Source organism: Methylobacterium ajmalii (genome assembly GCF_036448855.1).
In the GTDB taxonomy this organism is placed as follows: domain Bacteria; phylum Pseudomonadota; class Alphaproteobacteria; order Rhizobiales; family Beijerinckiaceae; genus Methylobacterium; species Methylobacterium ajmalii.
The window spans coordinates 26,455-40,079 of record NZ_JAZFXT010000068.1 but is presented as its reverse complement, the minus strand read 5'-3'; the positions used below and the strand labels follow the sequence as shown (position 1 = coordinate 40,079).

General features: G+C 72.8%; 9 protein-coding genes. 6 read left to right on the top strand and 3 right to left on the bottom strand.

What is annotated here, in order from left to right; all coding sequences use genetic code 11:
- Window positions 1-3: 3 nt before the first annotated feature.
- On the bottom strand, window positions 4-2,019 hold the full coding sequence (locus V3T34_RS27710; protein WP_331369335.1) for an autotransporter assembly complex protein TamA: 2,016 nt from the start codon (window positions 2,017-2,019) through the stop codon (window positions 4-6).
- Window positions 2,020-2,444: 425 nt separating this feature from the next.
- On the opposite strand from V3T34_RS27710, the gene V3T34_RS27705 reads away from it, so the two are divergent.
- The gene (locus tag V3T34_RS27705) at window positions 2,445-3,341 is read left to right on the top strand and encodes a histone deacetylase family protein (protein WP_331369334.1); all 897 of its coding nucleotides are present in this window, start codon (window positions 2,445-2,447) and stop codon (window positions 3,339-3,341) included.
- A gap of 94 nt (window positions 3,342-3,435) precedes the next feature.
- A complete protein-coding gene (locus V3T34_RS27700; RefSeq protein ID WP_048425481.1) occupies window positions 3,436-3,588 on the top strand; it encodes a hypothetical protein in 153 nt (50 codons plus the stop codon).
- A 313-nt stretch (window positions 3,589-3,901) separates the two neighbouring features.
- Here the strand turns inward: V3T34_RS27700 and V3T34_RS27695 are convergent, their stop codons facing one another.
- Complete coding sequence (locus V3T34_RS27695; protein WP_305077693.1) at window positions 3,902-4,798, bottom strand: DUF6925 family protein; 897 nt, start codon at window positions 4,796-4,798, stop codon at window positions 3,902-3,904.
- A gap of 87 nt (window positions 4,799-4,885) precedes the next feature.
- On the opposite strand from V3T34_RS27695, the gene V3T34_RS27690 reads away from it, so the two are divergent.
- The 4 genes from V3T34_RS27690 (at window position 4,886) to V3T34_RS27675 (ending at window position 9,727) form a co-directional block, all read left to right on the top strand.
- Entirely contained in the window at window positions 4,886-5,689 is an 804-nt protein-coding gene (locus V3T34_RS27690; RefSeq protein ID WP_082742573.1) for a DUF502 domain-containing protein, read from the top strand.
- A 91-nt stretch (window positions 5,690-5,780) separates the two neighbouring features.
- Complete coding sequence (locus tag V3T34_RS27685; protein WP_305077692.1) at window positions 5,781-7,751, top strand: alpha/beta hydrolase domain-containing protein; 1,971 nt, start codon at window positions 5,781-5,783, stop codon at window positions 7,749-7,751.
- Between the two features lie 261 nt (window positions 7,752-8,012).
- The gene (locus V3T34_RS27680; protein ID WP_305077691.1) at window positions 8,013-9,095 is read left to right on the top strand and encodes a fatty acid desaturase; all 1,083 of its coding nucleotides are present in this window, start codon (window positions 8,013-8,015) and stop codon (window positions 9,093-9,095) included.
- A 134-nt stretch (window positions 9,096-9,229) separates the two neighbouring features.
- Entirely contained in the window at window positions 9,230-9,727 is a 498-nt protein-coding gene (locus tag V3T34_RS27675) for a DUF3617 domain-containing protein (RefSeq protein WP_305077690.1), read from the top strand.
- 141 nt (window positions 9,728-9,868) lie between these two features.
- Here the strand turns inward: V3T34_RS27675 and mfd are convergent, their stop codons facing one another.
- Window positions 9,869-13,471: a transcription-repair coupling factor gene (mfd, locus tag V3T34_RS27670; RefSeq protein ID WP_305077689.1), complete on the bottom strand. Its 3,603-nt coding sequence runs from the start codon at window positions 13,469-13,471 to the stop codon at window positions 9,869-9,871.
- Window positions 13,472-13,625: the final 154 nt, after the last annotated feature.

Here is a 13,625-nt window from a genome sequence, read left to right as displayed (position 1 = left end):
CATTCAGAAGGCCTGGCCGAGGCTGATGTAGAGGGCGACCGGCGGCTGCTTGAGCTGCTTGTCGGGGTTGAGCGGCACCGCCAGATCGACCCGGATCGGGCCGATGCCGGTGTAGTAGCGGAGCCCCAGGCCCGCCGCGATGCGGATGCGCTCGTCGAAATCCGGCAGCGACCCGGCGAACGCCGTGCCGGCATCGACGAAGGGCACGATGCCGATCGTGTCGGTGATCTTGATCCGGCCCTCGACGGAGCCCTCGAGCAGCGAGCGCCCGCCGATCGGCAGCTGGTAAGGGCCGATCGGCCCGACGGTGCGGTAGGAGTAGCCGCGGATCGAGCCGCCGCCGCCGGCAAAGAAGCGCAGCGAGGCCGGCACGTCGGCGAGGTTGGCGCCGCTGATCGAGCCGAAGCCGAGGCGCGCGGCGAGGATGTAGCGGCCCGCGTCGTCGAACGAGTAGTAGGTCGAGCCTTGCGCCTTGGCGAGGAGCAGGTCCGGGCTGTTGCCGAGACCCGCATAGGGCGTGAGCGAGGCGGTGACGCGAAACCCCTTCGTCGGGTCGAGGAGGCTGTCGGTCGAATCGTAGGTGACGCCGGCATTCAGGCCGACGAGGCCGTAATCCACACGGCCCAGCGCGTCCCGGTCCGAGCCGAAGCGGCCGTCGAGCCCGACCTGGGCCGAGAAAGCGTCGGCGAAGCGGCGCCGGATCGCCACCGTGCCGCCGGCGGCATCGCTGAGATAGGATTGCTGCACCTCGCGGCCGACGAAGGCGCTGGCGAGCAGGTCGTTGCGGGTGCCGAACAGGGCGGGCTTGACGAAGGTGGCGGCGAGCCGGCCGCCCAGCCCGTTGGTCTCGATGCCCGCGAGCTTGCGGCGGCGGGCGTAATAGTCGGTGCCGAGCCCGAGATAGGACAGGTCGGCGTCGATCCGCAGGGTCTCGCCGCCGCCGAACAGGTTGCGGTCGGCCCAGTAGGCGCGCACGCCCGGCCCGTCGACGGTGGAGTAGCGCGCCGAGACGCCGACGATGTGGCGCGCCCGCTCCGTCACGTCGACGAAGACCGGCAGCGTGCCGTCGGGGTCGAGCGCCGTGCCCTCGCGCACCCGCACGCCGCCCAGCGCCTCGATGCGCGAGACCGAGCGGCGGATGTCGGACAGCGCCTGCGGCGAGTAGGGATCGCCCGGCTCGGCGTAGATGAACGAGCGCACCACCGCCGGATCGACGGTCTTGGTGCCCCGCACCGTCACGGCGCCGATCGCCGCCTTGGGGCCTGGATCGACCACGAAGGTCACGTCCATGACGTGGGCGGTGTCGTCGACCACCGGCTCGCGGCGCAGCACCTTGGCGAAGGGGTGGCCGTCGCGGCGGAAGGAATCGACCACGGCCGCCTCGCGGGCCAGCACCGTGGCGGAGCGGGCCGGCACCTCGCCGTCGATGCGGGTCAGGCGCTCCGGCACCGCCCCGGGGCCGAAGGGCAGGCCGGACGGATCGAGCACCGCGATCCGGCGCAGGTGGTAGAGCGGGCCCTGGTCGACCGTGATCCGCACCGCCACGAGGCTGCGGTTGCGCGCGGCCTCGGCGGCCCGCACGGCGGAGCGCGCCGCCGCGTCGCCGCCCAGCACCACGTCCTCGATGCGGAAGGTCGCCGTGCCGGCATAGTAGCCGAAGCCCGAGAGCGCATCGACGAGGCGCGGCGCGTCGGCCTCGGCCCGGCGCAGCAGGCCCTCGCCGTCGGGCGGCGCGTCGTTGCGCAGGCGGTAGAGGCCCGACGTGTCCTTGAGCGCCTGGAGCAGGTCCTCGTCCTCGACGCCCTGGAAGCGGACGGAATAGGGCAGGGCGGCCGCGCTCGGGGCCGGCGGCGCCTCCTCGGCGCCGAACAGCCCGAACAGGTCGAAGGCCCGGGCGGGCTCCGCCGTCCCGAGGCCGAGCGCGAGCGCGATCCCCACCGCTCCGGTGCGACCCAGTTCGCGACCATACCTGGACGGGCGCTCCCGCAGAGCGCCACGACGTTCGACCCGACTCCGCATGCCCCCCGGCCGTGCTGCCGGCGCCGCCCGACGGGACGGTGCCGAAAAAAACCCACCTCACGCCCGCGGCGCGCCCGATTGAAAACCCACCCGTGGAATGCCACGATCGGCAGGTCCACTCCTCCGAAACACGGCCTTCCGCAAGGTCTCCCTGCCGCAACAACCACGCACGAGGGTCGGGGGAATTCGTGTCCAAACCGTGTCCGCTTCCGGACCCGATCCTGGGACAAGCTAGAGCATTCATGCGTCCGAGGGGAGGAGGCGGGGCCCGGAAGCGGGGTTCCGGCCGTGATCGCGGGGGGCGCCAACCCGCGGGGAGGACGGCAGGATCGCCGATGCCCGCGGCGCGCGGTCGCGCCCGCCCCCGGGCCGGCCGGCGCGTTGAGCGGGTCCGTGCCATCCCCGCTGTCCACAGGGCCGAAGCCATGCTTCCCGTCGTGTTCCACCCGGCCTACGAGGCGCCGCTGCCGGAGGGGCATCGCTTCCCGATGGGCAAGTACGGGCGCCTGGCCGAGACCCTGCGGGAGCGCGGGCTGGTGCCCGGGGGCTTTTTGACGCCGCAGCCCGCAGGCCCGGACCTGATCCGTCTGGCCCACGACGCGACCTACGTCGAGCAGGTCGTCACCGCGACCGTGCCGCGGGCGATCGAGCGGGCGATCGGCCTGCCGGTCGACGACGGGGTGGCGCGGCGCTCGCTGGCCTCGGCGGGCGGCACGCTGCTCGCCGCCCGGCTGGCGCTCGAGCACGGGCTCGCCGGGAGCACCGCGGGCGGCAGCCACCACGGCAGGCGGGCGGCGGGCGGGGGGTTCTGCGTCTTCAACGACGTGGCGGTGGCGGCGCTCGCCCTCAAGCGCGAGGGCACGATTCGCCGGGCGCTCGTCCTCGACCTCGACGTCCACCAGGGAGACGGCACCGCCGACTGCCTGACGCACGAGCCCGACCTGTTCACCTTCTCGATGCACGCCGAGAAGAACTACCCGACCGACAAGGTGCCGGGGGACCTCGATGTCGGCCTGCCCGACGGGCTGGGCGACGACGACTACCTGGCGGCGCTCGCCCTCCACGTCCCGCGCCTCCTCGACGGCTTCCGGCCCGACCTGGTGTTCTACAATGCCGGGGTCGATCCCCACCGCGACGACCGCCTCGGCCGCCTGGCGCTGACCGACGAGGGCCTGCGCCGGCGCGAGGCCTATGTCGTCGGCGAGGTGCATCGCCGGGACATCCCGCTCGCCGCGGTGATCGGCGGCGGCTACGCCACCGACGTCGCGGCGCTGGCCGCCCGCCACGCCCTGGTGTTCGAGGCGATGGCCGAGCGGGCGTGACGACGGACACGAGCGCGTCCGGGCGCGGAACGGCCGAGGCTGTTCGGCCGTTGATGCCCCGAGACCGCAACGCCCTCACACCTCGGAGGATACGATGAGCCTGATCGGCCGGATCGTCACCAAGATCCTGGGCAACGACGACCCCCGCATCCGCCCGGACGGACGCAGCCCCTACGACGACCGGGTCGCCTACAACGACTCGGGCAACCTCGTCGGCCGCCTGGTGACCAAGATCCTGCGTCGCTAGCGCATCGCGTCGCGCGCACCGGATCGCGCCGCTGACGTAACGCTCCTGGATGCGTCCCACAGCACCCCCGCCGGTCCCGGCGGGGGTGCTGCCGTTTCGGGGGGATCGGCCCGGCTTCACGGAAAATCCACCAACGTGCGTTTTCGCACTTGCGAAGGCCGCTCCGGTCCCTATTTTCGGATGGGCAGGGACGCGATGGCGTCGCGGCCCTGCTGCCCTCTTTGGGCGTTTCCTCCCTAGACTTCGGGCCGCCTCGCAAGGGCGGCCTTTTTTCTTTGTCGTGGACCGTTCGCGACCGCGCTTTGGGGCCGCCTCAGGCCGAGGCCAGATGGCGCCGCTGGGCCCGTGCCACCCGCGCCACCGCCCGGGCCGCCCGCGTCCGCGGCACCGCCGCCTCGCCGGCGAGGACCCGCCGCTTGAGCGCGACCAGCTCCGGATCGCCGAAGCGCGCCAGCAGCGCCTCGAACGCCGCGTGTCGCGCGAGGTCGTAGCCGTCCCCGTCGAGCGGGTGGGGCGGGTGGAGATGGATCACCGGGGCGAGGCCGGCGGGGATCGGCGCCGTGGCGGCGTGGAGCCGGCCGAGGCGCAGCAACCGGTCGAACCACTGCGCCCGCGGGCCCGGACGGGCGTCGGGCAGAACGGCCTCCGAGACGACCTCCAAGACGACCTCGATGCGGTCGCGCCCGCTTTCCGCCACCAGCACGGCGCCGAGCCCCGGCAAAGCGGCCCAGAGGGCGGCGTCGGCCGGGCGGCCGCAGGCGGCGCGGAGCCGCGAGACCGCCTCCTCCCGCACCCGGGCCATGAGCCGGGCCTGGCGCAGCGGCAGGCCGAGGCAGAACAGCACGCCGTCGCGATCCCCGGCCCGCGCCGCCGCGTGGTCGCGGCCGCGCTCGCTCACGACCGGGGCGGGGCAGGGCGGCAGGAGAGGGAGCGGCCGGCACAGGGCGAGGGCCTGGCTCCAGGCCTCGCCGCCGAGCGCGGTCTCGTAGGCGACCGGCACGAGGGTGTCGGCCTCCCCCAGCACCAGGGCGCCGCGGGACGTGACGAGGCCGGGGCGCCCGCCGCAGGGCGGGGTCGCGGGCTCGCCGGGATCGCGCCGGAAGGTGGCCCCCGCCCCGTAGCCGCCGAGGCTCCAGCCCGTGGCCGGATCGGCGAGCGCCCGGTCGAGGACGGCGCGCAGCGCGGTGCCCGGTCCGGAGGGATCCGACAAAGGGTCTTCCCCGCCTTGAGCGCAACGCAGCAAACCGCTACCTCTTCACGGGCAGGGGGCGCCCGCCCGGGTCGAGAATCGCACATCGTGTCGGAACCGTCGCCGCCGCTCGCCGATCCGGATTCCCCGCTCGCCCGCAAGAGGGTCAGCGTCCGGGGACGGCTGCGCAACTACTTCTTCACCGGCGTGATCGTCGCCGGCCCGCTCGCGATCACGATCTACATCACCTGGTGGTGCATCAGCCTGATCGACGGCTGGGTCAAGCCGCTGGTCCCCTCGGCCTACCTGCCGGACCATTACCTGCCCTTCAGCGTGCCGGGCCTCGGCCTCGTCATCGCCTTCGTGGCGCTGACGACGCTCGGCGCGCTCACCGCCAACCTCGTCGGCCGCTCGGTGGTGGAGTTCGGCGAGGTGCTCCTCGCCCGCACGCCGGTGATCTCGGGCCTCTATCGCGGCCTGCGCCAGGTGTTCGAGACCCTGTTCTCGACCAGCGGCACCTCGTTCCGCACCGTCGGCCTGGTCGAGTTCCCGGTGAAGGGCACCTGGTCGATCGTCTTCCTGTCGGCCCCGGCGGGCCCGGACGTGCAGGGCGCCCTCGGAGCCGGAAACGAGCATGTCGGGGTGTTCCTGCCCTGCGCCCCGAACCCGACCACCGGCTTCTTCTTCTACCTGCCCCGGTCCGAGGTGATCGAATTGTCGATCAGCGTCGACGACGCGGCCAAGCTCGTGATGTCGGCCGGCGTGATCCAGCCCGAGGACCCGCAGAGCCGGCTCCAGGCCATGGCGGCGGGCCTGCGCGTCGCGCAGGTGGGGCCGATCCAGCCCAGACCCTCGGCCAATTCCCCGGCAAGCCCCGCGGCGATGCCGGCGCGGGACCGGATGGACGCCTGACCGGACGGGCCTCCCGCGCATCGACAACGCCCCGCTTCCGTGCTCCCTGTCGTCATCGGCCGGAGCAACAGGCCGGAAACGGGGGGATGGGATGCGGACCACGCGGATTCTGGCCGGGGCGCTCGGCTGGTCCCTCGGCGGCCTCGTGATGGCGGCGCCGGCCGAGGCGCGCATCACGGCGATCGAGGTCACGGCGATCGAGCCCTTCGCCGAGGGTGCCGCCTGGGGCGAGGCGGGGGCCTACGAGCGCGTCGTCGGCACCGCCCGGGGCGAGCTCGACCCGGCCGATCCGGCCAATACCGGCATCGTCGACCTCGTGCTGGCGCCCCGCAACGCGGCCGGGATGGTCGAGTACGCGACCGACCTGTTCCTGCTGCGCCCAAAGGACCCGGCCCGCGGCAGCGGCACCCTGCTGTTCGAGGTGCCGAACCGCGGCCGCAAGTTCCTGTTCAACTGGATCATGGACGCCAGGCCGGCCGCCGGGCTGACGGCGATCAACGATCCGCGCAGCGCGGCGGATGCCGGCACCGGCCTGTCCCTGCGCCGCGGCGACACCCTGGTCTGGGCCGGCTGGGAGGCGAACGCCCTGCGCCAGCAGGGCGGCATGGCGATCGACCTGCCGGTGGCGACCCGCAACGGCCGGCCGATCACCGAATGGGTGCGCGACGAACTGGTGAGCGCCACCCGCGGCCCGCCGGAGGCGCCGTTCTTCCTCGCCTTCGAGGCGACGCAGGACGTCGTTCCCGATCCGGACGACGCCCCCCGGCTCACCGTGAAGCGCCGCGAGCCCGACGCCGCCCGGCCGGTGCCGCCCCGGGCCTGGCGCCTCGCCGGCCCGCGCCAGGTCGAGCTGCTGCCCAAGGGCACCAGGCCCGGCCCGGGCACGATCTACCAGCTCACCTACCGCACCACCGGCCCGAAGGTGCAGGGCATCGGCTTTGCCGCCGTGCGGGACGTGGTGGCGCATCTGCGCACCGGGACCGAGGCGGGCACGATCCGCCACACCGTCGCGCTCGGCATCTCGCAGAGCGGACGCTACCTGCGCGACTTTATCCACCAGGGCTTCAATCGCGACGAGAGCGGCCGGCGGGTCTTCGACGGGGTGCTGGCCCACATCGCCGGAGCGGGCGGGATCTTCCTCAACGCCCGCTTCGCCCAGCCCTCGCGCACCAACACCCAGCACGAGGACCACCTCTACCCCGAGAACGCCTTCCCGTTCTCGGCCGCCGCGCAGCACGACCCGGTCACCGGCCGGCGGGGATCGCTCCTGCGCGGCGACGCCTCGGACCCGCTGCTGATCGAGGTCAACACCAGCACCGAGTACTGGCAGAAGGGCGCCTCGCTGCTCACCACCGATCCCCTCGGGCGCGCCGACGTGGCGCTGCCCGACAAGACCCGCGCCTACCTGATCGCGAGCGGCTTCCACAACGGCCGCGCCCACCAGACCAACGCCAGGGGCGCCTGCCTGAACCCGCGCAGCACGCTCAGCTCCGGCCCGGCGCTCCGGGCGCTCCTCGTCGCCCTGGAGGAGTGGGTCGCCACCGGCCGGGCCCCGCCCGAGAGCCGGGTGCCGCGGGTCGCGGACGGCACCCTGGTCGCGCCGGAGGCGATCGGCTTTCCCTACATCCCGGGCGTGCCGGTCCCGGGCGCCGGCAACGCGATCGCGCGGTTCTCGACCTACCTCGATCCCCGCCCCGAAGCCGGGCCGCAATACCGGCCGCTGGTCCCGCGGGTCGATGCCGACGGGCACGAGGTCGCGGGCATCCGGCTCCCCGCCTTGGCCGCGCCCCGCGCGACCTACACCGGCTGGAACCTCTACGCCGACCCCTACCCGACCGGCGTGCTCTGCGACCGGGACGGCAGCGAATTCGCGCTCGCCCGCACCCGGGCGGAGCGGGAGGCGAGCGGCGATCCGCGGCCCTCGCTCGAGGAGCGCTACCCGGACAAGGCGGCCTACGCGGCGGCGGTGGCGCAGGCGGCCGACACCCTCGTCGCCGAGCGGCTGCTGCTGCGGGAGGATGCCGACCGGATGAGCGCGGCGGCGCGGGAGGACGCGCCGTAACGGCACCGCCCGGCGAGGGACGCGATCGTGCCGCGGGCCGACCGCCCTCCCGGCCGGCGCGAAGAGTGCTACAGGTGCCGGCCGGGGCGACGATCCGGCCGGCCTTCGCATCACGAGCCCCGACCGTGGGTCGGACGGATCCGGGCTCGTCCTCCGAGAAACTGCCTTTCGGCCGGCGCCGGCGGATCTCCGCCCCCCGGCCTCCACCCGGTCGGGGTCGCCCGCGACCGCCCGCTCGACAGACAGGATCGCCTCCCTCCCGTGACCGACGATACTTCGCACCCCGCCGCGTCCAGCCGGGCCGGGGACGGGACCTCTCGGCCCGACGTCGCGGCCCTCGCCCGCGAGGTCGCCCGCCATTGCGCGGCCTACCGCGACCCCGTCCCACGGCTCGCCGTGCGGCAGGTCGCCAACACCCTGCTGCCCTACCTCGCCGTCTGCGCGCTGATGCTGTGGGCGGCCGCCGCCGGCCACGCGCTCTGGGCGCTGCCGCTCGCCGTGCCGGCCGGCGGCCTGCTGGTGCGGCTGTTCATCATCCAGCACGATTGCGGGCACGGCTCGTTCCTGCCCTCGCGCGCGGCCAATGACGGGCTCGGGCGGGTCTTGAGCCTCCTGACGGTGACGCCCTACGACAGCTGGAAGCGGGCGCATGCCCTCCACCACGCCTCGACCGGCGACCTCAGCCGCCGCGGCACCGGCGACATCCACACGCTGACCGTGCGCGAATACCTCGCCCTGTCGCGCTGGCAGCGGCTGCGCTACCGCCTCTACCGCAACCCGTTCATCCTGATCGTCCTCGGCTCGCCGCTCAACTTCCTGGTCCTGCAGCGGTTTCCCTCCGGCGTCGGCCTGCCGTGGCGCACCGCGTGGCGGGACGTGCTCGGCCTCGACCTCGCGCTCGCCGGGCTCGTCGGGCTGCTCGCCCTCGCCACCGGCGGGATCGGGCCGGTTTTGTGGGTGCTGCTGCCGGTCGTCAGCGTCGCCGCCTGGATCGGCGGCTGGCTGTTCTACGTCCAGCATCAGTACGAGGAGACGGTCTGGGAGGGCCCCGAATCCTGGGACTTCCACCGCGCGGCGCTCGGCGGCAGCTCGTACTACGTCCTGCCGCGGGTGCTGCAATGGTTCACCGGCAATGTCGGCCTGCACCACGTCCACCACGTCAACAGCCGCATCCCGAACTACCGCCTCCAGGAATGCCTCGACGGCCACGCGACGCTGGGCGAGGTCGGCCGCCTGACGCTCCGCGACAGCCTGCGCTGCCTCGGGCTCGCCCTGTGGGACGAGGAGGCGCGCAAGCTGATCGGGTTCTCGGGCCTGCGGACCGCGGTGGCGCATGGTGCGTGACCGGGTGAAGGGGCCGGCGATCCCGCCGGCTCCCCCGAGGGCCGGCCCGGCCCGGCCTTGAGCGCCTAGGCCACCTGGGCTAGTCCTCCGCGCCGATGCGGCCCGGACGGCCGCGCGAAACCCAGGGAGGCTCCATGCCCATGCGTGTGATCGGTGGCGGACTCGTCGGACTCACCCTCGTCGCGGCGAGCACGCTGGCCGCCGCCGAGACCCTGCCGACGCGCAAGGCCGGCCTGTGGGAGAGCAAGACCGTCTCGGCGGAGGGCAGCACGACGGCGCGCCAGTGCATCGACGAGAAGACCGACCAGCTGGCGCAGGGCGCGCTCGGGGCCGGGCAATGCGCCAAGCGCGTCTTCACCAAGACGAGCGCCGGTTACACCGGCGAGACCGAGTGCAAGATGGGGGCAATCTCGGCCTCCGGCACCAGCGTGATCACCGGCGACTTCGCCAGCAAGATCCATCTCGACGTCGACACGACGCTCACCGGCATCCCCGGCATGAAGGAGCCCGTCCGGCGCAAGATGGCGATCGACGCCACCTATCTCGGCCCCTGCGAGGCGGGACAGAGCCCGGGCGACATTATTTTGCCGGACGGCAAGATCGTGAAGATGCCGCCGGGGGCGGGGCGGTAGGGGTCGAGCGATCCTGCCCTGCCGCACCGAGGCCGGGGGCATAATTGCTCCTTACAAGACTTTCCCTCTTCCGGGTCCCCTTCCGCTGTCGCGACAGCCGCTCGGGGCAAGGGGGACGGGTCGAAGCCGTCCCCTGCCCCCTCACGCCGCCTTCTTCCGCGTGATCAGCTTCACCAGGTCCCGCAAGATCGCGGTCGTCTCCTTCAGCCGCTCCGCCACCGTCGCCAGATCGCGGATGAACACCACGCTCATGTCCGGCCGCACCTTGGCGAAGGAGCGCTGGTCGGCGATGTAGCCGGCGAGCTTGGCCGGGTTGGCGAAGGAGCGGTCGCGGAAGTGCATGACGATGCCCTTCGGGCCGGCCTCGACCTTCTCGACGTTGGTCTGGCGGCACAGGATCTTGATCGTCACGATCTTCAGGAGCTCTTCCACCTCCGGCGGCAGCGGGCCGAAGCGGTCGATCAGCTCGGCGCCGAAGCTCTCGAGCTCGCGGTCGTTCTCCAGCGTCGCGAGGCGGCGGTAGAGGCCGAGCCGCACCGAGAGGTCCGCGACGTACTCCTCCGGCATCGTGACGGGGGCGCCGAGCGCGATGGTCGGCGACCATTGCTCGTCGGTCGGCAGCGCGTTGCCGGATTTGAGCGCCGCGACCGCGCTCTCCAGCATCTGCTGGTAGAGCTCGTAGCCGACCTCCTTGACGTGGCCGGACTGCTCGTCGCCGAGCAGGTTGCCGGCGCCGCGGATGTCGAGGTCGTGGCTGGCGAGCTGGAAGCCGGCGCCGAGCGTGTCGAGGGATTGCAGAACGCTCAAGCGCCGTTCCGCCTGCACCGTCAGGGGCTTGCCCTCGGGGGTGGTGAACAGCGCGTAGGCCCGGGCCTTGGAGCGGCCGACGCGGCCGCGCAGCTGGTAGAGCTGGGCGAGGCCGAACATGTCGGCGCGGTGGACGATCAAGGTGTTGGCGGTCGGGATGTCGAGGCCCGATTCGACGATCGTGGTGGCGAGCAGGATGTCGTACTGGCCCTCGTAGAAGGCCGTCATCACGTCCTCGAGCTGGCCCGCCGCCATCTGGCCGTGGGCCACCGCCACCTTGGCCTCGGGCACCTCGCGGTCGAGGAAGCGCTTGACCTCCTCCAGGTGCTCGATGCGCGGCACGACGTAGAAGGCCTGGCCGCCGCGGTAGCGCTCGCGCAACAGCGCCTCGCGGATCGAGAGCGGGTCGAACGGCATCACGAAGGTGCGCACGGCCAGCCGGTCGACCGGCGGCGTCGCGATGATGGAGAGTTCGCGCACCCCCGTCATGGCGAGCTGCAGCGTGCGGGGGATCGGCGTGGCGGAGAGCGTCAGGACGTGGACCTCCGCCTTCAGCGCCTTCAGCCGCTCCTTGTGGGAGACGCCGAAATGCTGCTCCTCGTCGATGATGATGAGGCCGAGATCCTTGAAGGCGATGTTCTTGGCGAGCAGCGCATGGGTGCCGACCACGATGTCGACCGAGCCGTCGGCCAGGCCCTCGCGGACCTTCTTCAATTCGGCGTTGCTGACGAAGCGCGAGGCCTGCGCGACGTTGACCGGCAGGCCCTTGAACCGGGCCTCGAAGGTGCGGGCGTGCTGGCGCGCGAGAAGCGTGGTCGGCACCACCACGGCGACCTGCTTGCCCGAGAGCGCGGTGACGAAGGCGGCGCGCAACGCCACCTCGGTCTTGCCGAAGCCGACGTCGCCGCAGACCAGCCGGTCCATCGGCCGGCCCGAGGTGAGGTCGCCGAGCGTCGCGGCGATCGCCGCCTCCTGGTCCTCGGTCTCCTCGTAGGGGAAGCGGGCGGCGAACTCGCCGTAGGTGCCCTCGGGCGGGGCCATCTTGGGCGCCGATTTCAGGAAGCGCTCGGCCGCGACCTTGATGAGGGCGCCGGCCATCTCCATGATCCGGCGCTTGAGCTTGGCCTTGCGCGCCTGCCAGGCCCCGCCGCCGAGCTTGTCGAGGGCGACGTCGGCATCCTCCGAGCCGTAGCGGGTCAGGAGCTCGATGTTCTCGACCGGCAGCAGCAGCAGGCCGCCGCTATACTGGATCTCCAGGCAATCGTGCGGCGCGCCCGCCGCCGTCACGGTCTTGAGGCCGACGAACCGCCCGATGCCGTGATCGGCATGGACCACGAGGTCGCCGGGCGCCAGCGCCTGCACCTCCAGGATCACGTCCTGGGGGCGCTTGGCCTTGCGCTTGGGCCGCACCAGCCGGTCGCCGAGGATGTCGCCCTCGGCCACCACGGCGAGCTGGCCCGCCGAGAAGCCGCTCTCCAGGCCCCAGACCGCGACGCCGAGATCCTGGCCGCGCTTCATCGCCAGGATGTCGGAGAGCCGCGTGATGGTCTTGGGCTTGGGCAGGCCGTGCTCGGTCAGCACGCCGCAGAGCCGATCGCGCGAACCCTCCGACCACGCCGCCAGGACGACGTGATGGCCCGTGCCTTGCAACTCGCGGATGTGGGTCACCGCCGCGTCGAAGACGTTGACGCCCTCCTGCGCCCGCTCGGGCGCGAAGCTGCGGCCGGGCACGCCCTCGCCGTCGATGAGCTTGCGGCCGGAGACCTCCGGCACGTCGAAGGGGGCAAGCCGAGCGACGGTCGCGCCCTCGATGCGCTTCGCCCACTCGTTCGGCGAGAGGTAGAGCGCGTCGGGTTTCAGGGGCTTGTAGGGCGCGGTGCCGCTCTGGCGCTCCTTCAGGGCCTCGCAGCGGGCGTCGTAGTATTCCTGCACCTGGGACAGGCGCTCGGCCACCGCGTCGTCGACCTGGTGGTCGAGGATGAGGGGCACGCCGGCGACGTAGTCGAACAGCGTGTCGAGGTGGTCGTAGAACAGCGGCATCCAGTGCTCGAGGCCGGCATAGCGCCGGCCCTCGCTGATCGTCTCGTAGAGCCGGTCGTCGCGGGTGGCGGCGCCGAAGGTCGTGACGTAGCCCTGGCGGAAGCGCCGGATCGTCTCGGTGGTGAGCTGCACCTCGCTCATCGGCACGAGGTCGAGGGAGCGCAGCTGCCCGATGGTGCGCTGGGTCTCGGGATCGAAGGCGCGGATCGATTCGAGGGTGTCGCCGAAGAAGTCGAGGCGGACCGGGTTCGGCAGTCCTGGCGGCGACAGGTCGATGATGCCGCCGCGCACCGCGTACTCGCCGGTGTCGCGCACGGTGCCGGTGCGCAGGAAGCCGTTGGCCTCGAGCCAGGCGACGATCTGGTCGGTATCGAGCGCGTTGCCGGGGGCGGCCGAGAAGGTCTCGACGGCGATGCGGGATTTCGGCGGCACCCTTTGCACCAGGGCGTTGACCGTGGTGGTGAGGATGCGCGGCTTCTCGGCCGAGGAACGGGTGCGGGAAAGCCGCGACAGAGCAGTCATCCGCTGCGCCGCGATGGCCGCGTTGGGCGAGATCCGGTCGTAGGGCTGGCAGTCCCAGGCCGGGACGCTCATCACCTCGATCTCGGGCGCCACGAAGGCGAGCGCGCTGGCGAAGGCCGCAGAGCGGGTGCCGTCGCGCGCGACGTGGACCAGGACCGCCGGCCCCTCGGAGACCTGCGACAGGGCCCGGGCGAGGTCGGCCACCACCAGGGCGTCGAACCCGTCCGGCACCCGCGCCAGCGTCGCGCTGTCGCCGGCCTTCAGCGCCTCCACGGCCTTGGTCAGCGCCGCGGATTTCGGCAGGGCGAAACGGGCGGCCGCGGGCTTCTTGACCGGCGCGGGCGGGGCGGGGGGCTTGGGGGCGGGCTTGGCCATCGGGTCTTCAGCGGGTCTTTTCAGGCGTGCGGGCGGGCAAGGGGCATCAACTGCGGGTCGTTGGATCGATCAATGCTTCAGACAAAGGCGCGGGACTTGAACCCTCCTCCGCGGAGGGGGGGAGGGTTGCCCCGCGCCTCACCTTGAAACCTCT